Source organism: Streptosporangium sp. CA-135522 (assembly GCF_050949235.1).
Lineage (GTDB): Bacteria > Actinomycetota > Actinomycetes > Streptosporangiales > Streptosporangiaceae > Streptosporangium.
On record NZ_CP192026.1, the window covers coordinates 5206591 to 5228041 of the forward strand.

The following is a 21451-nucleotide window of genomic DNA, read 5'->3' on the forward strand; positions in this document are numbered from 1 at the left end:
CCCGAGCGGGCCGTCCAGACGTAACCTCTATCGACGGTCTACCGTAGGCTTCCTAGTGGCTACCTTCCGCCGCCGCCGAAAATCCAGGTCAGGCCAAGTGTGGCGGCTCACAACGCACTTCTTAACGGCACCCCGATTCAGGCGGCCAAATTAAGAACTGTGAAGTCGACCTCCTTGAGCTCAGGGTTGAACGCCGCAGGCTGCACACCGATCTCGTCGGTGGCGTACGCGCCGAACCGGCTGATGTGGGCGCGCAGGTAGGACGACAGCGCGCCGAGCTCTTCGGCGGTGATGGGCCAGCCCTCGGCCACCAGGGTGCGCACCACGTCCATCAGGTCCAAGGCGTTAGGGAAGCGTGCCATCTTCTGAAAGCACTTCAGCGCCAGCACCAGTGCGAACAGCGCCTGCGGACTGCTTGTCCGCTCCTGGGCCCAGGCGCTCTCCTCGGCGGTCGGGGTGAAAAACACGTGCAACACCCGCGCCGAGGTCAGGCGCTTGAACTGCGGGTAGGCGGTCCGCTCGATCGACGTCACGCGAGCCCTTTCCGGCTGAACACCTCCAAAACCCGCCCACCGTAACGGCAGATGATCAACACCCGCCCGCCGTTCACCAAACCGCAACCAAACCAGCGCAGACGGTCACACATCAGGCTTCAGTACAGGCTCCGACCAGCCCGTTGCCCCTAATGAGTGTTAGCGAGTCGCCGTCCGGCAGACTCGGTGCCTGGTAGCCGCCGGCAGGTGAGCACTTATTGCCCCTGGACTTCGAGTCCTGCGGAAAGATCGTGCCCCTGCCGGTCGGCCGGGAGAGTTGATCACTGCTGGGATGTCGTGCCCGCCTGATCAAGGCGTGAGCACTGCTTCATTAGGTCGCTGATGGTTCTCCCGCAGGCTGCTGACCAGCGGTATCGGGGACGGGAGAGACGTTGCGACTGTTCGTGGGAGATGACTGGGCCGAGGCGCATCATGATGTCGAGGTGATGGACGCTTCGGGGCGGCGGTTGGCCAAGGCGCGGCTGCCGGAGGGCGTGGCGGGGATGGCCCGGCTGCACGCGATGATCGCCGAGCAGGTGGGTGACCTCGCTGAGGAGGATGTCGAGGTCGTGGTCGGGATCGAGACCGACCGGGGTCCGTGGGTGCGGGCGCTGGTGGCCGCCGGATACACGGTGCTGGCGGTGAACCCGCTGCAAGCGGCCCGCTATCGGGAACGGCTGGGCGTGTCGGGCGCCAAGAGCGATGCCGCGGACGCGCACATGCTCGCCGACATGGTCCGCACCGACTCCCACCAGCTGCGCCCCATCGCGGGAGACAGCGACCAGGCCGAGGCGGTCAAGGTCGTGACCCGGATGCACAAGACGCTGATCTGGGAACGCGTCCGGCAAACCCAGCGGCTGCGGCACGCGCTGCGGGACTACTTCCCCGCCGCTCTGACGGCGTTCGGGGACCTGGACGCGCCGGACACGCTGGAGCTGCTGGCCAAGGCACCGGATCCGGCATCGGCGGCGAAGCTGACCATCGGGCAGATCAGCGCGGTGCTCAAGCGGGCTCGCCGCCATAACGTGGCCGACAAAGCCGTACAGATCCAGGCCGCCCTGCGAACCCGGCACCTGGGTCAGCCTCCTGCGCTCACCGCTGCCTACGCGGCCTCGATACGTGCCCTGACCGCTGTCTTGCTGACACTGAACGAGCAGATCACGGCCATGCGCAAGGAGGTCGAGGCCCATTTTGGCCGGCACCCGGCCGCTGAGATCATCCTCTCCCAGCCCGGCCTGGGAGCGATCCTCGGTGCCCGGGTGCTCGCGGAGTTCGGCGACGACCCCAACCGCTATGCCTGCGCCAAGGCTCGCAAGAACTACGCCGGCACCAGCCCCATTACCCGGGCCTCCGGCAAGAAGAAGGTCGTCATCGCCCGGTTTGTCCATAATGATCGGCTCATCGACGCGCTCATCGCCCAGGCGTCCACAGCGATCAGCGTCTCGCCCGGCGCACGCGCCTACTACGACAAGCAACGCGCCCGCGACGCCGACTACAACGCCGCCCTTCGCCAGGTCGCCAACCGGCTCGTCGGCATCCTGCACGGCTGTCTCAAGACCGGCACCCTCTACGACGAGGTGACCGCCTGGTCACATCAAGCGGAACTTGCTGCTTGACATCAAAACTCCTGGGATGTCTTTCCGGCGTACTTGGTCTGCCCCCCAAGTAGGAACGGGGCAGGAGCCGGCGCGCTTTCGGGTTGCGGTCCACGACGCTGATGTCGTGCCCGTCGACGCTCAGCCGGTCGGCCAGCGCTGCGCCGACCCGCACGCAGCCGATGATGATCGCCTTCATGCGCGGGCCTCCTTGCTCTCTCGGCGGCGCAACCGCCACTGGGCGGGCGTTGCGGAATTGGACCCGATATTCCGCTATGTGTAGCTTTGTCGTTCGAAGTGCACTTCTGAAGAGAGTCGGAACTGGTGAGCGACGAGCTGGCGGAGCATCTGCGGCAGGTGCGGGAGGCGTCCGGGCGTAGTCTGCGCGAGCTCGAACGTGCCATCCATGTGAGCAGCTCTTCGCTGTCCCGGTATCTGTCGGGACAGTCGGTACCGCCGTGGCCGGTGGTGGTCGGGCTGTGCCAGGTGGCGGGCCGTGACCCCCGGCCGCTGCGGCCGTTGTGGGAACGTGCCAAGCGCGCGCCCGCGAAGTCTCGGGAGTCCGCCCCGCCCCCGGCGGTTCCGGCGGTCCTGGCGGGACGCAACGACCTGCCGTACGACGTCAGTGATTTCACCGGCCGGACGGACGAGCTGGCGGCGCTTCTGGAGGCCGCCCGCACGCATCGGATGGTGGCGATCGACGGCATGGCGGGTGTGGGCAAGACCGCTCTGGCCGTGCGTGCCGCCCATCGGCTGGCCGCCGACTTTCCCGATGGACAGCATTACGTCGACCTGCACGGATTCACCCCCGGTCGTGAGCCGGTCGAGCCTGCCGAGGCGCTGCGGGTGCTGCTGTCCGCGCTCGGCGTGGCTCCGGCTCGCATCCCCACGACCATGGCGGAACGGGCCGCGCTGTGGAGATCGGAGCTGGCGCGACGCCGGGCCGTGATCGTCCTCGACAACGCCACAGACGCGGACCAGGTCCGGCCGCTCCTTCCTGGCGCGGGGACGAGCCTGGCCGTGGTGACGAGCCGCCGGCGGATGGTGGAGTTGGACACCGTCCTTCCGATCTCGCTCGACGTTCTACCGGCAGCGGACGCGGCCGAGCTGTTCGTGACCGCCTCGGGCGGTGCGAGATCGCCGGGTGACTCCGAGGCGGCGGCGGAGGTGCTCCGGTTGTGCGGCTACCTGCCGCTGGCCATCCAGGTCGCGGCGGCCCGGCTGCGGCACCGGCCCGCTTGGACGGTCGCCGCTCTCGCCGAGCGCCTGTGCAGCGGGGAACTGGACGTCTCGAACGTCCTCGCGATGTCCCTCAGGCAGCTCGACGCCGCGCAGCGGCGCATGTTCCAACTGCTGGGACTGGTGCCGGGCGAGGGTGTGGACGCCTGGGCCGCGGCGGCGCTGGCCGACATCCCGCTGGGCAACGCGCGGTCCCTGCTGGAGGATCTGGTGGACGTGCACCTGCTGCAGGAGTACACGGCCGGCCGCTATCGGATGCACGACCTGCTGCGGCAGGTGGCTGTGGCCGAGGCATCGCCGGACCGGGGTCCGGCGATCGCGCGGCTGCTCGACTACTACCTGAGCGGCCTGCTCGCCGCGGACGCCGCGATGTCCCAGGAGACGGCCGGGTCGCCGATCACGGTGTCGCATCCGCCTACGGCTCTTCCGGTCTTGGTCGGTCACGACGAGGCTCTGGCCTGGCTGGATGCGGAGGTGCCCGACATCGCCATGGCGTTCGAGCTGGCGGTGGAGCTCGGCCTCGACACGGCGACGGCCGGGCTGGCTCAGGTCATGGGCGTCTACTTCAGCAGACGCGGCGGCATGGAGCGATGGGGCCGCGTGCTGGACGCCGCGATCCCCGCCGCCGAACGCCTGGGCGACCGGCGGGCGGCGGCCTGGCTGACCTACCGGCGCGGCATCGCCCGGCAGTTCTCGGGCCGCGCCGTCGAGGCGAGCGCAGACTACCGGGTGTCTCGGGTGCTCATGGCGCAGGCCGGAGACGACGTCGGGGAGGTGATGGCGCTGCAGCGGCTCGCCGAACGGCAGATGGACGACGGATCCTTCCAGGATGCCATCGACCTTCTACGGCAGGCCGCCGATCTTCTACCAGCAGGAACCTCCACGCAGAGCCATGTGGTGACGCACGCGCGGATCGGTCACGCACTGGCGGAACTCGGCCGGTTCGCCGCAGCGCGCGAGGCCGCCACCAAGGCGGTCAGGATCGCTCGTGACATCGGCGACCTGCATCTGGAGACGATGGGGTTGCGCGTGCTCGGCGCGGCGGCCCTCGGCGTGGGTGACGCCGCGGCCGCCATGGAGCTCTTCCGTACGGCCCTTGCCTCCACCAGGGCGACGGGTCACCGGATCGCGGAGGCGCTGAGCCTGACCGACGTCGCGACGGCCGCCCGCGCGCTGGGCCGGGTCGTGGAGGCACTGGATCATCACGCGCAAGCCCTGCGGATCATCGACGAGACCGGTGAACGGCTGCGCGCCGCCCCGATTCTCCTCCCGTACGGCGAGACCTGTCTGGCGGCCGGGGATCGCGGTGAGGCCGCGCGCCATCTGCGCCACGCCTTCGACCTGACCACGGCTCTCGGGCTTCGGCATCTGGAGGCCCAGGCCCGCCGCGTGCTCACCGCCATGGATCTCGAACCGGGAGCGGATCCGGCGGACGGGTAAGGGGCGATGTCCCGCCTGGGACGCATCTGGGACAGCGGAAAGCCGTCGCATAGCCGCAGGTCAGCGGGTTGCGCGAGGAACTTCTGTCCCATCGGGAGGCCGTCGCCCACCCGGGGGTGACGGTGTGAGTGCCAGTCTCGACAACGTGACCGGCATCCACACCCCTCCGGAAGGCGACACCGATGAAATCCCTGCTCTCCGCGCTGACCGCGCTTCCCATCCGATGGGAGGTGGCCGGCACGGTCAACGCGCCTGCCGACGCGGTCACCGACCTGCTGCTGAGCGTCCGGCCCGGCCGGGTGGGAGACGACAACCTGCTCGTCCTGGCGGGCATGTCCGCCGCACGACGCGGGGCGATGAGCGTGCTCGCCGGTGACCTCACGGGCTCCTACCTGGCCGTGGTCGCCGGGACGGACGGTCACATGGACATCGCGGTTGATCCAGATCTTCGAGCCATCGCCGTCCAGAGCTGGTACGGCGGCGTGCACACGGTGGCACCGGCCGCGGACGGCATCACCAGGGTCTCGCACCGCGTGCACACCGTGCTGCCCGGCCACGATCGATTCCCCACGCCCGGAGACATGGAACCGCGGCTGTGGAGTGGGCTCGAGCGGGTGCTGCACGTCATCGGCGACCGCCTCGGCCGTCCCACGGGTGACCCAACGGTCGTCCGGGCCACGCATCACTGAACCCCTCTTTTTCAAGAACACCCGGTGCATACACCGTGCGCGCTGAAAGGAAAACCGATGGGAGCCCGCAATCCCCGCCGATGGCTGATCCTGATCGTGCTGTGCCTGAGCACGATGGTGCTGGTCATCGACAATATGGCGCTCACGGTCGCCGTCCCCTCGCTGGCCGCCGATCTGGGCACGACCGCGCAGGACATCCAGTGGATCCTGGAGTCCTACATGCTGGTCTTCGCGGGCCTGGTGCTCACCGCCGGATCCCTGTCCGACCGGTACGGCAGGCGCAGGCTCATGGTCATCGGCCTGGCGCTGTTCGGCGCCGCCTCGGCGCTGGCCACCTTCGCCACCGACCCCGGCCAGTTGATCGCCGCTCGCTTCGCGATGGGCGTCAGCGGCGCGATGATCATGCCCAACACCCTGTCGATCCTGATGGTCGTCTTCCCCGACGAGGCGGAACGACGCAAGGCGATGGCCGCCGGAGCCGCCTTCGCCGTGCTCGGCCTGATCGGCGGCCCCGTCGCCGGTGGCGCGCTGATCGCCTCCTTCGGCTGGGAAGCGGTCTTCTGGATCAACGTCCCGATCGCCGCCCTGGCCATCGTGGCCGCCCTGACGCTCATGCCCGAGTCCAAGGGCACCGCGAGCAGGCCCGACCCGGTCGGCGCCGTCCTGTCCATGATCGGCATGGCTGCGCTGGTGTGGACGATCAACGAGCTCGCGCACGGCATCGCCTGGACCCCGCTGATCGTCGCCGTCGTCGCCCTGGCTGCCTTCGTCTGGTGGGAATTGCGCACCGAGCACCCGATGGTTCCGCTCCGCCTCTTCCGCGACCGCGACTTCGCCGGTGGCAGCCTCTCGCTGACCCTGGTCCAGATCGGCAGCGGCGGCATGCTGCTGGTGCTGACCCAGTACATGCAGTTCGTCCTCGGCTACACCCCCACCCAGGCCGGGCTCGCCTTCATCCCCATGTTCATCGCCTCGATCGTCTTCAACGGCATCGGCGCCGGGCTGGGCGCCAAGCTCGGCAACCGCACCACCGCGGTCCTCGGCATGATCGTGATGGCCGCCGGCTTCGCCGTACTCGCCTTCTCCACCTCCGGCAGCTTCACGATGCTGGCCATCGCCCAGGTTGTGCTGGGCGCCGGTAGTGGTCTGGCCGGGCCCTCGGCGATCGCCGCGCTGATGAGCGCCGTCCCCACCGAACAAGCCGGGGTCGGCTCGGCGCTGAACGACACCATCCAGCAGGCCGGCGCCGCGCTCGGTGTGGCCATCCTGGGCAGCCTGGCCACCAGCAGCTACACCTCCGCCATGCCGACCACCGCATCGCCTGAGGCCCGCCGCTCGGTCGCCGCAGCCGTCACCGACCCGTCCCTGGCCGCCGCCGCCCGCCAGGCCTACGACGCGGCCATGTCCACCGCCTTCACCGGCGCCATGGCGGGTGTGCTCGGCGCCGCCGTACTGGCTCTGCTCCTGCTACGCGGCCGCGGTCGCAAGGCGGGCGCGCACGCCGCCGGCGAGCCATTGACTCTCGTCAACGCCTAGGCGCCGCGTCAGCCCGGCGACGACCCCGTATCAGAGCGGCTGGCGATGCTCTGAGCACAAGCAACACCGCATTGCGACAACAGATCCCCAGGGAGCACATAACCATGTCCATCACCCTGACCGACCAGGACAAGGCCACCCTGCGGACCGCCGCCTACGGCGCCGTCTCATTGATGGCCGCCGCCGGCGCCGCCGGTTCCCCCACCAAGATCGCCACCACCGGCTCCATCACCCTGGCCTCGGCCACCGGCCCGATCGGGCACGTCCTGGCCGACAAGACCAAGGACATCAAGCTGGACGCCAAGTCAGCGGCCGCACTCGCCGACCAGACACTGCCCGCCCTGACCGCGGCCATGAGCCTGCTCAAGCACCAGGCCCCGGAAGAGGCCGACAACTTCCGCGCCGCTGTCATCCTCGCCATCGATGCAGCCGCCCGGACCCACCAGGGCCCGTCCAGCCCCGCTCTGGCCGAGATGACCCGCAAGATCACCGCAGCCCTCGACGCCGCCTGACGGCAACGATCTCCCACAACGACATAAAAGGAACGAAGTTGTCCAGATCACGACGGCTAGGGCTCCTCGCCGTAGCCGCACTCGCGACCCCGCTCCTGCTCACCGCTACTCCCGCCGCCTCCGCGACGGCGGAGCCGAAGATCGACGTCTCCGGCGGGGTCACCCAGCCCGTCTTCTCCTATGCCGACGCCGTCCGCGAGCACGTCCGGGTGCAGTCGCCGGTCGACAGCGACGGCGACGGCAAGAAGGACCTGGTCCGGGTGGACATCATCCGGCCGAAGGAGAGCGACTCCGGGCTCAAGGTCCCGGTGATCATGCATCAGAGCCCGTATTTCGACCAGCCCGGCGCCGGCTTCGAGGTGGAGCACAAGACGTACGACGCGCAGGGGAACCTGACGAAGTTCCCGCTGTTCTACGACAACTACTTCGTGCCGCGCGGGTACGCGTACGTGTCCGTCGACATGATCGGCACGAGGTTGTCCGACGGCTGCCCGACCACCGGCGGCCCCTCCGATGTGCTGGGAGGCAAGGCGGTCATCGACTGGCTGAACGGCCGGGCGAACGCCTACGACGACAACGGCGCCCCGGTCAAGGCCACCTGGAGCACCGGCCGTACCGGGATGATCGGCCACTCCTATGAGGGAGGGCTGGCCATCGGCGTGGCCGGCACCGGGGTGCAAGGGCTGGAGACGATCGTGCCGCTCGCGGGCCCCAGCAGCTGGTACGACATGTGGCGCGCCAACGGCACCCTGACCGACTTCACGGGCGGCCAGGAGTACATGGCCAAGTGGATCGATGAGGACCCGGACGCCAAATGCGCGGCGGCGCACCAGCGCATGACCGAGGGCTCCGACGACGCCACCGGCAACTACAACGCCTACTGGCACGACCTCGACTACCGGACCGGACCGATCTCGAACGTGCGTAACGTCCACGCCAGCGTCTTCTCGGTGATGGGGATGCAGGACCGCAACGTGATGGGCAACCAGTTCTCCGAGTGGTGGGCCAAGCTGCCCCGCGGGGTGCAGCGCAAGGCGTGGGTGACCCAGTACGGGCACCTCGACCCGTTCTGGGCCCGCCGCGAGGTATGGGTCAACACCCTGCACCAGTGGTTCGACCACGAACTGATGGGCGTGGACAACGACATCATGCGCCGGCCGCGCGCCGACGTGCAGCTCGGCCCGGACCGCTGGATCACCCAGGCCGACTGGCCGGCACGCACGCGGACGACGACCCTGCGGCCGCGGCAGGACGGCTCGCTGGGCCGCACGCCCTCGACCGGGACCGGCGGCTACCTCGACACCGCCCAGAGCGAGAACGCCGTGGCCGACAACCCGGGCACCGTCAACTCCGACCGGCTGGCCTTCCTGACGGCGCCGCTGAAGAGCGCGACACGGCTGTCGGGTACCCCGTCGGTGAGCCTGCGCCTCAAGCTGGACAAGCCGACCGCCAACCTGGGCGTCCTGCTCGTCGACTACGGCACCGACACCCGCATCAACTACAGCGAGATCGGCGCGAATCCGGACCGCGCGTACGGCTTCAAGTTCCTCGACGCCAAGGACTGCATCGGCCAGGGCACGGCCGACGACGACGGCTGCTACCGCAAGGCCGTCGACAACACGATGACCTCCGGCTTTCACGTGGTCACCCGCGGAATCATGGACGCGCAGAACCGCACGTCACTGAGCCGCCAGACGCCGCTGCGGCCGGGCAGGCCGTACCAGCTCACCTGGTCGATGCTGCCGCAGGACTACGAGTTCAAGGCCGGACACCGGCTGGGCCTGGTGCTGACCGGCACCAACGCCGACCTCGGCAACGCCGAAACCGGCACCGGGACCAAGGTCACCGTCGACCTGGCCGGCACCTCGGTGTCGCTGCCGCTGGTCGCCGGTACGTCCAGCGGAAGCTAGCTAACCGCGGCACCGCCTACCAGACGTCCCTGCGATGGGAACGTGCCAAGCACCTCCCACGGCAGGGCGCCGCGCGGGCTCCCAGCCGGCGCGGCATCACCAGAAGAAACCTCTCAAGGAGACACACATGAGCCGCAAACTTACGGTTGGGCAGTTCATCTCGCTCAACGGCGTCGTGGAGGCGCCCGAGGAGTGGAACTTCCCCTACTTCAACGACGAGATGGGCGCCGCGTACGGCGAGATGATGGCCGAGGCTGACACCCTGCTGCTGGGCCGGGTGACGTACGAGTCCTTCGCCGCCGTCTGGCCGGAGCAGAACGACGAGATGGCCGATCAGCTCAACGGCATCCGCAAGCTGGTGGCCTCCACCACCCTCAAGGAGGCCGGTTGGCAGAATTCGGCCGTGATCGACGGCGATGTCGTCACCGCGGTGAAGGAGCTGAAGGAGCAGCCCGGCAAGAACATCACCGTCACCGGCAGCATCACCCTGACCCAGACGCTGCTGCGGGCAGGACTCGTCGACGAGATGCGGCTGCTGGTCCACCCCATCGTGGTGGGCACCGGCCGCCGCCTGTTCCCGGACGGCCCCACCCAGGTGCCGCTCGTCCTCACCCGATCGGTCACCTTCGACACCGGCGTGCTCGACCTGACCTACCAGCCGGCCTGATCAGCGGCGACTAGGGTGCTCCGGGCCCGCGGCATCGCCGCGGGCCCGGAGTGCCTGGGGTAGAGAAACCTGCCGACAGTGGTGGGCGAGGTCAGGTATCGCGATCGCTGGCGTGTTCCAACCAAGCCACGATGTGCCGGACGTAGCTGTTGAGGCGGGTGATGCCGCAGATGTGGTCACCTCTGAGGTGAGCAGGAGCAGGCCCGTCCCGCGGCGGATGCCGGTGGACATGCGCAGATAGGCGCCGAACGCCGGCTGTCCGTCGGCTCGGGTGGGGACGAGGTCGAAGCCCGGGCCGGCACGGAAGATGCAGGCGCACAGGGCGGCCACGGCGTCGCGGCCGTGGTATTCGAGAGAGAGTGGCGGCATGGAGCTGAAGGAATCGTCGGTCACCAGGGAGATGGATTCGAACTGCTCGTAGCAGGCCTCAGGGCCGAGCGGCACATCGATGACCCCTTGAGGAGGGCGTCTGGGAAGGACTCGAGCTAGACGGCTTCGCCGAGTCGGGTCGGCTCGGGCAGCTCGAGCCTGGAGCTGTCCCACTCCTTGGCGGGACGTCGGCCGGCTGAGCGAAGCGTGCTGAGGCACCGGTTGGTGGCGATCCGGTAGAGCCAGGTGCGGATCGAGGCGCGGCCCTGGAAACCCGGCCAGCCCTTACCAGGCGGCCAGCATGGTGTCCTGAAGGGCGTCTTCGGCGTCCCCTGAACGCGATCAATGCTCGATCGCGGTTCGACGGAAGCGCCGCGAACAGCGTGTTGACCACATCTCCGGGATCGAGCGCGGAGCCATGGGCAGGGGGCGGTCTGTCCGCTGGTCCAGCGGGAACGGGTTGAGCAGCGGCCCTGATCCGGCATTGCGGTGCAGGTCGTAGAACCAGCGCAGCACCATCCCGCTGTGGGCGACAGTCGAGGGAGCATAGCTGGGCCCCGGTGTCGCTTCCCGGTCACCCGGTTCGGGGCTTCGACTGTCCGGGGTGGTCGCCGCTTGGCCGCAGTGGCTCGCGGCTTCACGGTTACCTGAATCCAGCAGGCGACACGTGCGAGAGGAGTTCGTCGGGGACGTCGCGGCCTTGGGCGCGGAGTTCGAGGACGGCGCGGGAGTAGTACTCGGTAGTCCAGGCGACGACGGCATTGGTGAGCAGGGTGAGGCACCATGCCTGTTCGGTCTGGTCTTGGTGATGGGGGCGGCGGGTGATGGTCCCCTGCTGGGCGTAGTGCAGGTCGCGGCGTAGAGCGTGGAGGCTCTCGCCCTTGTTGAGCTGGCGGGAGATCTTGCGACGGTAGACCGGATCGGACAGGTAGCGGACGGCGTGGATGGTGCGGCGCAGCGTCCCCCACTCCTTCAACGCCGCAGCCGGAATGTTCTGGCGGGAGGCGGCCGACCATTTCCCGACGATCAGGGAGGCGGTGGTCTGCCCGTACTTCAGGGAGCCAGCCACGCGCAGCAGGTCGTCCCAGCAGCCGGCGACCAGGTCCTCGTTCCACCGCGCGCCCAGCAGCGGACCGGCGCGCGGGTAACGGGCGCAGGTGGCGGTCGGGGTGTCGTCCCGCACCAGGGTGATCTTCCCCAGGTCGCGGATGCGCTGACCATCGGAGGAGGACATGGTGCCGCCGCCGAACACCTGCGACAGGTCCAGTCCGTGGTGGTGGTTGACGATCCGGTTGTTGGCCTCCCGGAGGGTGTCCTCGCGCAAGTACCACTCCTGGATCCAAGCCAGGACGTCGTAGGAGACGCCGCAGGCCTCGGCCATCCGGGTGAGCCCGAGGTTCGTGCCGCCCGCCAGCAGCACTGCCAGGAGGTTGCGTTTGAGGTCGGTGGAGCGGCTGGTCTTGTGCCCACCGGCGGGGGTGAAGGCGTCCAGGAAGCCGGTGCGGCCGTCCAACTCGATCAGCAGAGCCGAGATCGGCACGAATGGCAGCATGTTCGCCAGCTCGCCGCGCAGCTCCTTGGCCTCGGCCGGAACATCTTCGGCTGACAGCGGCGGGATGACCAGGCGGCCCTCCTCATCCAGCCGCACCGCCCCGACATCGCCGGGCGAGCTGTCGGCCAGCGTCGCCTCCAGATCCGCCAGCGCCTGGTGGAGCTCCTGCTTGGCCTGTTCGATCGCCGCGGCCGCGCCGGATGGCTTGCGGACCAGGGCCGGGTGATCAAGCCGTCCTCCACGGTGAGGTGTAGCGCGAACCATATGGCGAACCTCTTGCCGGTGGACTTCACCGTCTGCGAGGTCTCTCCCATCACCACGGCGTCCGCCCCCTCGGCGACGATGGCCGTCACCGACGCCGACCCCTGTCCGGGCACGCAGTGCGCCGACAGCGTGCGGTGGTGGTCCACGACGTCGGCACGGGTCGACCGGGGGCGAATCCAGGGCACCCCCTCGAAGGGGACGACCGGCCAGTCGACCTACCAGTCGACCTGCTCCGCGTACAGTTCGGCGATCTTGTCGGGATCGCCTTCGCCGATCCGGCGGAGGAGTTCTTCAACGGTGGCACGGGTGGTCATGTCGTCCTTCACAGGTGTTTCCGGCCGCTGGTGGGAGCCGTACGGAATGGTTGGCCGATGTCGTCCGGCGGCGCCGAAACGCTGCCGGAAGCCGCGGGTGTTCGGGATCCCGCCGCCGATCATGACGTTACGGAAAGCTGGAGGGCGGGGCATCTGCCATGAATAGGTAACCTGGCCGGTTTCCCTGATACGCGTCGGGTCACGTCATCGCCGTACCGCCGCGCAGGCCGCGTCATCGCGAAGGCCACCTCGCCCTACCGCAGCCAAGCTCGAACATTCCGGCTCTTCCCGGCGTCGAAACAGGGCGGTAGGACAAAGGTGCGCCGGAAAGACGTCGGGGGCGGCGTCGGACAGCGGAGCTGTGACGGGGAGACACATGACCGTACGTGTGATCATCGAGGCGGTAGAGCGGCCGGGACTCTCGGCCGAACGAGTGCGGGAGGTGGCGGGGGCACACCCCGCCGTGCTCACGCACCTGGAGGTCGCCGACGCCCAGGGGCTGATCCTGGGGGCCGCGACGGCACTCGGGCACGACCCGGACGGGCAGGCGCAGTTCCGGGCGAACGTCTTCGACCCGCTCTCCAACCGGGGGGTCGAGCTGCGTGGCACCCTGGACCGGCCCGAGGAGGCGCGGGTCCTGCCCAGCTCCTACCGCCCCACCCCGCGGGCGCAGGAGCTTCGTGAGGCGGCGGCGGTTCTGCGGGCCGACGAGCGCTTCCCCGCCAGGGACGATGTGCTGATCTACCAGCCGATGCCGCCGCTGGCCGATCTGGAGAACCCCGACGGCACCACCACCCGCCGTCCCACCCTCGGCGTCTACGACCCTTCCGGCCAGGTCAGGCATCGGATCGTCGCCGTCGACGTGGCCGCGGGCAGCGTGGACTGGTCACCGTCCGGTGTCTCCGTCGCGATGCACCCGGGCGACTGCGAGGCGCACCTGCCCGAGGGGGTGGAGAGCCTGCGCGACCGGGGCGGCCCGGACCAGGTGCGGCTGCGCGTGCTCGACGGCGACACCGAGTTGTGGAACATGATCGTCGTACGGCCCCGCGCGTCGGCGCCCGGCAACCCGGGTGACGGCTCGGGAGTGGAGCTGCGACAGGTGCGCTACCGCGGCAGGATCGTGCTGCGCCAGGCACATGTGCCGATTCTCAACGTCCAGTACGAGGAGGACGGCGTCACCTTCCGCGACTGGCAGAACCAGGAGACCCGCTTCTCGGCCACCGGCACCGACCCGGTGGGCTGGGGCTGGCGGATCTGCACCGGTCCCCCCAGGACCATCCTGGAACGGCCCGACAACGACGCGGGCGACTTCCAGGGGGTGGCCTTCCACTACGCCGACGGCGAACTGCGGATCGTCAGCGAGCTGGCCGCCGGCTGGTACCGCTACGTATCGGAGTGGCGCCTGACCGACGACGGCACGATCAAGCCGCGCTTCGGCTTCGCCGGGGTGCGCAACCCGCGCACCTGCATGCGACACCGCCACCACGTCTACTGGCGTTTCGACTTCGACGTCGAAGGCGCGGCCAACGACGTCATCGAGCAGTTCGACGACACCGGCTCGACCATCCCCGAGCCGGTGCCCATCGTGCAGGAGGTCATGCGCAAGCGGCGTCACCCTGCCCGCTTCTGGCGGGTAACCGACAAGACCAGCGGCCGGGGCTACCAGATCCATCCCGGCGAGCACGACAACACCGCCGACCCCTACGGCATCGGCGACCTGTGGTTCCTGCGCCACCACCCGGCCGAGCTGTACGACGGTAACCCCGGCACTGACAATCGGGCGATGCTGAACCGTTTCGTCAACGGAGAGAGCGTCAGCGGCGTCAACGTCGTCGTCTGGTACGCCGGGCACTTCCGGCACGACCAGAACAGCCCCGAGCCCCACCAGGGACACATCGTCGGTCCTGACCTGATCCCGGTCTTCTGAGGAGTCCGTACGGTTTCCCCCCGGGGCGGGAGACGATCCGTTTCCCGCCCCGCCAGGACGAGATCACCCGGCGGCACGACCAGATGGTCGAGTACACCACCGCGCTCAGGTCGGGCACCGCCGAAACGGCCCTTGCCCCAGCATGCGCGCACTGTGCGGCTCGACTGTAGCTCTAACTCGCTGAACTGTGGAGACGTCGAGGAACGGGCTTATGCCATCGCGCAACGGGTCGATCACGGATTTTGTTGCATATTTTTCGCAGTTGCAAACTAGATGCAATAATGTTCGCATGTCGACTTACTCGCCACCGGATCCGCCCTGCCCGTCGGAGTCGATCGGATCGGCGCCGTGCACCGGCAGGCGTACCACCGTCCCCACCTGGCGAGACTCCGCCGTTTGCGATGGAAGAGCCGGCACCCCGACAACTGGCGGATGTCGCGCGCCCGCGGCCCTTTCGATGGCGTCGCGCGCCACCTCCTCGGGCACCGACCTCGCGTATGAGGCCGAGCTCCTGGATTCCGCGAACCGGGCCCCAGCGCGTCCTCGCCGCAGCCACGTTCGTCAACGCCGTCGGCAGAGGCGCCTACCTGACCGCCGGGGTGCTGTATTTCACGCAGGTCGTCCACCTGCCCGCCGGGCAGGTCGGCGTCGCCCTCAGCATCGCGGGGCTGCTATCGCTGGCGGCCGGTCCACCCAGCGGCCACCTGGCGGATCGGATCGGGGGACGCGGCCTCTATCTCGCCGCCCTGCTGTGCGGGGCACTGGCGACGGCCGCGTTCGCCATGACCACCGAGTTCTGGGGGTTCCTCGTCGCGGCGTGTGCGAGCGCGTGCGCCTCCACCACGGGCCTGGCCGCGCGGGGGCCGCTGATCGCCCACCACAGCCCGGACCGCCCGCAGGAATTCCGCGGCTACCTGCGCTCGGTGAGCAACCTCGGCATCTCTCTCGGAACTCTTCCGGCGGGATGGGCGATCCAGGTCGGCACCCGTCCCGCCTACACGGCGCTCATCCTCGGCGCGGCGGCGATCACCGCCTTCCTCGCGCCCACCCCGCCGGTACCGGCGGGCAACGGGCCACGGTGGATCGCGCTGAGGGACATTCCGTATCTGACCCTGACCGTCCTGGACGGGCTGATGGCCGTCCAGTTCAAGGTGCTCACCAACCGAAAGCCGTTTTCAAGCCGCCCGGTGATACCGCAGCACCAGCGCGCCCCGCTGCCCCTTCCGGCGTACGCGGTCTGCTCCCGTGAGTGGTCGCTGTTCAGTTCCGCCTGGAGGCGAGTCGCGCTCCTCGGGAGGTGAGGTGGCGCCGCTCCGGTGCGCTGGCGGTGCGGCGAGCGGCCTCGCGGTAGGCGTCCGCCGCGGCGTCGAGCTCCCCGAGCATCTCCAGAAGATGGGCTCGGGTGGCGAGCAGACGGTGGTGGCGCGCCATGCGCCTGTCGGATTCCAGCGTCGAGACCAGGTCGAGTCCGGCTGCGGGACCGTGCACCATGGCGACGGCGACCGCCCGGTTGAGGGTGACCATCGGGTTCGGCGCGAGCAGTTCCAGCAGCTCGTACAGCGCGAGGATCTGCGGCCAGTCCGTGGCGTCGACGTGCTCGGCCTCGTCGTGGATCGCGGCGATGGCCGCCTGCAGTTGGTAGGGGCCGACCTCTCCCCGGGGCAGGGTCCGGCTGATCAGGTCGATTCCCTCGATGATGAGCCGGCGCTCCCACCGGCCGCGGTCCTGCTCGGCCAGCGGCACCAGGCTGCCCTCGTCCCCGGTGCGTGCGGGTCGGCGCGCGTCGGTGAGCAGCATCAACGCCAGCAGCCCCGCCACCTCGCCGTCGTCCGGCAACAGCCGGTGCAGCAGACGGGTGAGCCGGATCGCCTCACCCGACAGCGTCGGCGCGGTCAGGTCGGCGCCGTCGGTGGTGGTGTACCCCTCGTTGAAGATCAGGTACAGCACGTGCAGTACCGCGCCCAGTCGCTTGGCGTGATCGGCCGCCTCCGGCATGCGCAGCGGCGCGCCGGAGGCCTTGACGGCCTGCTTGGCCCGGCTGATGCGCTGGGCCATGGTCGCCTCCGGAACCAGGAAGGCCGCGGCGATCTGGGCGGTGGTCAGTCCGCCGACCGCGCGCAACGTCAGCGCGATCCGGCTGGGTTCGGAGAGCGCGGGATGGCAGCACAGGAACAGCAGCGCGAGGGAGTCGTCGCGATCCGTGCCCGGTTCGACGTCGGCGGCATGGCTGAGCAGTGCCGCCTGCGGAGTGGCCAGGGCGATACGGTCCTCGCGACGCCGGCGTGCCTGCTCGCTGCGCACCTGATCCACCAGCTTGCGGGAGGCGACGGTGACCAGCCAGCCCCTCGGGTTGTCCGGCAGTCCCTCGGCCGGCCACTGCAGCGCGGCGGCGAGCAGTGCCTCCTGAACGGCGTCCTCACACGCGTCGAAGACGCCGTACCGGCGGACCAGGGTGCCGAGGACCTGCGGCGCCAGTTCGCGCAGCAGGTCCTCGACTTCGCGGTCCACGCTCACACGTCCGCCACGGACTCGTGCAGAACCGGCCACAGCTCGACCGGCTCCACGTCGGCGAAGGGCATGTCCGCCGCGATCTGCTGCGCGCGTTCCTCGCTCTCGCAGTCGAGCAGGTAGAAGCTGGCGAGGTATTCCTTGGTCTCCAGGTAGGGGCCGTCGGTGACCGCCGGAGCGCCGTCCTTGCGGCGCACGAGCTGGGCGCTGGCCGCGTCCGCCAGGCCGTAGGCGCCCAGAAGCTCTCCGCTCTCGCGGTACTTCCTGTTGAACGCCTCCTGCTTGGCGATGGCCTCGGGCCACGCCTCGGCCGGGAAGGAGTCCCACTTGGCCTGGTTGCCGTAGATCATCGCTACGTACTTCATCTCGGGTGTCCTCCCGGTTCCACGTGCCCCGTCGGCGCGTCGTCACCCATTGGTCGGGGCGGGAGGCACGGCATCGACATCCGGCGACGAGCTTCTTCGACTTTTCTTCCGCACCGCTGATGGCGGGGTCGAACGCCCAAGCGGCACAATCGGCCAATCTACTACGATCCCGTCCTCCACCCGCGGAGGGGTACGCCGGGTCTCACCGGTGACCGGCGCGCTGCGACGACCCGATCGCTTCGACCGTCAAGCCCGCGCCGAGGTTTCCCGAGCCGACGATCGCGATCCCGGTCCTGCTCGTTCCGCCGTCTCCCCACCGCGGCAGAACCGGGCGAACTCCTCGGTCATCGAGCCCGCCAACGCCGCGACCTCGGGTCCCGAACCGGTCAGGCGGCCGCCGTGGTTGCCGAAGTAGAGGGGCACATCCACGAGATGGCAGGCGCCGAGCGCGATCCCACCGTGGCTCATGGGCGAGCGATGGGAGCAGACCAGGTGTCGTGCGGGACCGCGGTGGGTCCGGACGATCTCCTTCGCCGGGCGCTGGAAGATCTCTGACGTGTCGAGGTCTCCCGCACCGATCGCGGCGAACAACCGCGTCTCCTCGGCCGTCGTCGTCACCAGGAGCGGTACCGGTGTGACGGCTCCCGAGCGGATCGCGTCCAGGGGATGGGCGGCCAGCAGGTCACCGTCGACGACGGGGGCGACCGGCAGCAGCCCGCCCACCGATGGCGTGGACCGGACCGCCGCGTCCTCGGCGGCCAGCAGATCTGTGAGCGGGGCCTCGAACGGATCCGCGCCGAGCGCGCCGCGTGCCGCCGCGGTCCAGGCGCTCGCCTCGTCGTGAGTGGCGAAGCCGTACGGCACCGGGCTCATCGCCACGGCCCGCGCGAACAGGTCGGGTGCACGGGGGAGCAGGGCAAGGACGCTGGTGCCGCCCGCCGAATGGCCGCCCAGAGTCACTTCGGCGGGATCTCCACCGAACGCCGTGATGTGGTCGCGCACCCACTCCAGCGCGGCGATCTGATCACGCAGGGCGATATTGGCCGGTACGGCGTCGCCGTACCAGAATCCGAACAGGCCGAACCGGTAGTTCACGGTCACGACGACGAGCCCGTGATCGCGGGCGAGTGCGGCTCCGTCGTACATCTGCTGCGCGCCGGAGCCGAACACGAACGCGCCGCCGTGCAGGAACACCAGCACCGGATGCCGTCCTTCGCACGACGGTGTCCAGATGTTGAGGAACAGGCAGTCCTCCCGTCCCGTCACGGGGTCGATCTCGAGCCCGGGCACCCATCTCATCCGCCCCGGCCGTTGCGGGGCCGGGGCGCCCGCCGCGACCGCGTCCTCGACGCCCTGCCATGAGAGAGCGGGGGAGGGGGCGGTGAACCGGCCGGCGGGAGCGGCGTATCGCACTCCTTTGAACGCGGAGACCCCAGCTGAGCGGACGCCGCGCAGCGTTCCCAGGCTCGTGCGCGTGAGGGTCACGTGCCCAGCCCCAGGAATCGGGCCGCGTTGCCGCCGAGAACGGCGGCCCGGCCGGCCTCTCCGAGGTCCGGGTGGTCGCGGACGACCGCGCCCGGTTCCTGCTCACCCAGCGGGAAGGGGAAGTCGGTGCCGAGCATGACCCGCTCGACGCCCATCACCTCGACGAGCAGGCGCAGCGCCCGCGGGTCGAACACCGCCGAGTCGACGTAGAAACGGTCGGTGTAGGCCGAGGGGGGTTTGGGCGAGTCCTTCCGGACGATGTCACGGTTGTGCCAGGCGTTGTCCGCGCGGCCGAGGAGGAAGGCGAAGCTGCCCCCTCCGTGACAGAAGCAGAGGCGCAGGGACGCGGGCAGCTTCTCGAACGCGCCGGAGAGCATCAGCGACAGGATGCCCAGCTGGGTCTCCGCCGCCATGCCGACCAGCCACGGCAGCATGTACCCGGCCATGCGGTCGGCGGCGAGCATGTCCCACGGATGCACCAGCACCGGCATGTCCTCGCGGGCGCAGTGAGCCAGGAACTCGATGATGTGCGGGTCGTCGAGGTTGCGCTGACCGACGTGGTTGCCGATGTGCACTCCCCGGTGGCCCGCGGCCTTCGCCTTGGTGACCGTGGCGGTGGCCAGAGCGAGGTCCTGCAGCGGGACCTGGCACAGAGGCAGCAGGCGGGCGGGGTCGTGGGCGCAGTGGGCGAGGATGCGATCGTTGATCATCTCGCACCAGTCGGCTGCGCGTTCCGCGTCCGCCGAGTAGCCGAACAGCAGCGGCGTGGAGGAGATCGCCTGCACGTCCACCCCGGTGCGATCCATCGCCGAAAGGCGGGCCTCGGCGTCCCACAGTTCGGGGGTGACCGGGCGGTAGTCGTCATCGCCGCTCATCATCATGCCGTCGCGCAACCAGGGCTCGCCCGCGCCGGCGAGGATCCGGCTCTCCTCACGGGAGATGCGCGGGAAGACGTGCGCGTGGACGTCGATCACCGTCATTCGATCACCGTCATCTGATCGTCGGCCGCAGGTGCTCCGGCCGTTCCTCGTAGCGGGCGGGTTTCATGGCCGTAATTGTGCGGAGGCGCAGGGATAACAGTCCAATGCCGTCTTGCATCCCTGGTATGTGTTTTCTGTCATATGTCGATTCCGGTATATCTCAGGCACGGATCGGTATTCGTCTTGGCATATCATCAGCGTGCATCCTCACCTGTACCCCCCGATCGGAAGGTACAGGTGATGAGCACAGACACCCGCCAAGCCGCACGCCGCGTCTCATGGGCCGCCTTCATCGGCACGACCATTGAGTGGTACGACTTCTTCCTGTACGGCACGGCCGCCGCGCTCGTCTTCAACAAGCAGTTCTTCCCGGCGATGGATCCGGTCGCGGGCTCCATCGCGGCGTTCGGCACCATGGCCGTGGGATTCCTCGCCCGCCCGCTCGGCGGCATCGTCTTCGGCCATTTCGGCGACCGCATCGGGCGCCGGAACACTCTCGTGGTCTCCCTGCTGATCATGGGAATCGGAACCACGCTGATCGGACTGCTCCCGAGCCACTCGAGCATCGGCGTGTGGGCCGCCGTCCTGCTCATCGTGATGCGCATCGCCCAGGGCATCGGTCTCGGCGGCGAGCTGGGCGGGGCCGTGGTGCTGACCATGGAGCACGCGCCGAAGGGCCGCCGCGCCCTCTTCGGCGCCTTCCCCATGATGGGCACGCCGGCGGGCATGCTCTGCGCCAACCTCGTCTTTCTCGGCACCTCCTCGCTGCTCGGCGAGGAGAGTTTCATGTCCTGGGGCTGGCGGGTGCCGTTCCTGCTCAGCATCGTGCTGGTGGCGGTCGGGCTGTACCTGCGGCTGCGCATCGAGGAGAGCCCGGACTACGAGAACCTCGTCGAGCGCCGCCGGCCGGTGAAACTGCCGATCGCGGTGGTGCTGCGCGACCACTGGCGGCAGGTCCTCCACACGATCACAGTGATCATCGCCAACAGCGCGCTCGCCTACGTCTTCATGGTCTACATCCTCAGCTACGGCGCGGTGGCCGCGGGCTTGTCGCGCACCTTCCTGCTGACCTGCGTGATCGGCGGCGCCGCCATGTGGCTGATCACCGCACCGCTGTGGGCGCACCTCGGCGACCGGCTGGGCCTGCGGGCGGTCTTCGTGTGGGGTTCGGTGGTCCTGCTGGCGGGAGCCGTGGCGATCTTCCCTGTCGTCGACACGGGCGACCCGGTCCTCGTCGCGGTGTTCATGGTGGTGATGGGCGCCGTGCTGTCGATGACCCATGCGCCCCAGGGCACGCTCACGGCGAGCTTCTTCCCCGTGGCCATCAGGTATTCCGGCACCTCCGTCGCCTACCAGCTGGCCGCGATGCTGGGCGGCGGCATCACACCGCTGGTCGCGGCGGCACTTTATGCCGCGACCGGGACCTCGCTGTCCATCACCGGGTACCTGACCGCCGTGGCCGTCATCAGCCTGGTCGCGGCCCTGGTGATTCCGCGTAACGACGCCGAGCGCCTGGGGGATCTCCCCTCCACCCCGGTTGATATAGCGAAATAAGCTATAAATCTC

General features: G+C 69.3%; 17 protein-coding genes and 1 pseudogene. 10 read left to right on the top strand and 8 right to left on the bottom strand.

The annotated features are described in order from the left end of the window. Positions 1-137 precede the first annotated feature (137 nt). Positions 138-533, bottom strand: coding sequence for a DUF4158 domain-containing protein (locus ACQPYK_RS24545; protein ID WP_433235016.1), 396 nt, complete (start codon positions 531-533; stop codon positions 138-140). A 392-nt stretch (positions 534-925) separates the two neighbouring features. On the opposite strand from ACQPYK_RS24545, the gene ACQPYK_RS24550 reads away from it, so the two are divergent. The 7 genes from ACQPYK_RS24550 to ACQPYK_RS24580 all read left to right on the top strand — a co-directional run bounded on the left by ACQPYK_RS24550 (position 926) and on the right by ACQPYK_RS24580 (position 10121). Then, positions 926-2149: an IS110 family transposase gene (locus ACQPYK_RS24550; protein ID WP_433235001.1), complete on the top strand. Its 1224-nt coding sequence runs from the start codon at positions 926-928 to the stop codon at positions 2147-2149. A 303-nt stretch (positions 2150-2452) separates the two neighbouring features. Further along, positions 2453-4807 (top strand): ATP-binding protein, encoded by a 2355-nt coding sequence (locus ACQPYK_RS24555; protein ID WP_433235018.1) that lies wholly within the window; start codon positions 2453-2455, stop codon positions 4805-4807. Between the two features lie 182 nt (positions 4808-4989). Beyond that, positions 4990-5496: a hypothetical protein gene (locus tag ACQPYK_RS24560; RefSeq protein ID WP_433235021.1), complete on the top strand. Its 507-nt coding sequence runs from the start codon at positions 4990-4992 to the stop codon at positions 5494-5496. A 57-nt stretch (positions 5497-5553) separates the two neighbouring features. After that, positions 5554-7032 carry an MFS transporter gene (locus tag ACQPYK_RS24565; protein WP_433235024.1) on the top strand — a complete coding sequence of 493 codons (1479 nt, stop codon included), beginning with the start codon at positions 5554-5556 and terminating at the stop codon, positions 7030-7032. A 104-nt stretch (positions 7033-7136) separates the two neighbouring features. Beyond that, positions 7137-7544: a hypothetical protein gene (locus ACQPYK_RS24570; RefSeq protein ID WP_433235027.1), complete on the top strand. Its 408-nt coding sequence runs from the start codon at positions 7137-7139 to the stop codon at positions 7542-7544. Between the two features lie 38 nt (positions 7545-7582). Beyond that, positions 7583-9454 carry a CocE/NonD family hydrolase gene (locus ACQPYK_RS24575; RefSeq protein ID WP_433235030.1) on the top strand — a complete coding sequence of 624 codons (1872 nt, stop codon included), beginning with the start codon at positions 7583-7585 and terminating at the stop codon, positions 9452-9454. A 127-nt stretch (positions 9455-9581) separates the two neighbouring features. Beyond that, positions 9582-10121: a dihydrofolate reductase family protein gene (locus ACQPYK_RS24580; RefSeq protein ID WP_433235033.1), complete on the top strand. Its 540-nt coding sequence runs from the start codon at positions 9582-9584 to the stop codon at positions 10119-10121. Between the two features lie 1012 nt (positions 10122-11133). Here ACQPYK_RS24580 and ACQPYK_RS24585 read toward each other — a convergent pair. The 3 genes and pseudogenes from ACQPYK_RS24585 to ACQPYK_RS24595 all read right to left on the bottom strand — a co-directional run bounded on the left by ACQPYK_RS24585 (position 11134) and on the right by ACQPYK_RS24595 (position 12743). Then, positions 11134-12306, bottom strand: coding sequence for a Tn3 family transposase (locus ACQPYK_RS24585; protein WP_433235035.1), 1173 nt, complete (start codon positions 12304-12306; stop codon positions 11134-11136). 14 nt (positions 12307-12320) lie between these two features. Continuing rightward, positions 12321-12491, bottom strand: a pseudogene (locus ACQPYK_RS24590) (nuclear transport factor 2 family protein); the annotation flags it as partial. Positions 12492-12521: 30 nt separating this feature from the next. After that, entirely contained in the window at positions 12522-12743 is a 222-nt protein-coding gene (locus ACQPYK_RS24595; protein WP_433235037.1) for a hypothetical protein, read from the bottom strand. 253 nt (positions 12744-12996) lie between these two features. Here ACQPYK_RS24595 and ACQPYK_RS24600 point away from each other — a divergent pair, with 253 nt between their 5' ends. Beyond that, positions 12997-14547: a hypothetical protein gene (locus tag ACQPYK_RS24600; RefSeq protein WP_433235040.1), complete on the top strand. Its 1551-nt coding sequence runs from the start codon at positions 12997-12999 to the stop codon at positions 14545-14547. Between the two features lie 497 nt (positions 14548-15044). Further along, positions 15045-15848: an MFS transporter gene (locus tag ACQPYK_RS24605; protein ID WP_433235043.1), complete on the top strand. Its 804-nt coding sequence runs from the start codon at positions 15045-15047 to the stop codon at positions 15846-15848. Here ACQPYK_RS24605 and ACQPYK_RS24610 read toward each other — a convergent pair. From ACQPYK_RS24610 to ACQPYK_RS24625, 4 genes are all read right to left on the bottom strand, one after another. Then, positions 15808-17055: an RNA polymerase sigma factor gene (locus ACQPYK_RS24610; protein ID WP_433235046.1), complete on the bottom strand. Its 1248-nt coding sequence runs from the start codon at positions 17053-17055 to the stop codon at positions 15808-15810. The two genes, ACQPYK_RS24605 and ACQPYK_RS24610, sit on opposite strands and share 41 nt — an antisense overlap. A 2-nt stretch (positions 17056-17057) precedes the next feature. Next, positions 17058-17420 carry a YciI family protein gene (locus ACQPYK_RS24615; RefSeq protein ID WP_433235049.1) on the bottom strand — a complete coding sequence of 121 codons (363 nt, stop codon included), beginning with the start codon at positions 17418-17420 and terminating at the stop codon, positions 17058-17060. A gap of 246 nt (positions 17421-17666) precedes the next feature. Next, a complete protein-coding gene (locus ACQPYK_RS24620) occupies positions 17667-18905 on the bottom strand; it encodes an alpha/beta fold hydrolase (protein WP_433235051.1) in 1239 nt (412 codons plus the stop codon). After that, the gene (locus ACQPYK_RS24625) at positions 18902-19885 is read right to left on the bottom strand and encodes an amidohydrolase family protein (RefSeq protein WP_433235054.1); all 984 of its coding nucleotides are present in this window, start codon (positions 19883-19885) and stop codon (positions 18902-18904) included. The genes ACQPYK_RS24620 and ACQPYK_RS24625 overlap by 4 nt, the downstream gene beginning before the upstream one ends. Before the next feature lie 240 nt (positions 19886-20125). Here ACQPYK_RS24625 and ACQPYK_RS24630 point away from each other — a divergent pair, with 240 nt between their 5' ends. Then, positions 20126-21439 carry an MFS transporter gene (locus ACQPYK_RS24630; RefSeq protein ID WP_433235056.1) on the top strand — a complete coding sequence of 438 codons (1314 nt, stop codon included), beginning with the start codon at positions 20126-20128 and terminating at the stop codon, positions 21437-21439. Positions 21440-21451 lie beyond the last annotated feature (12 nt).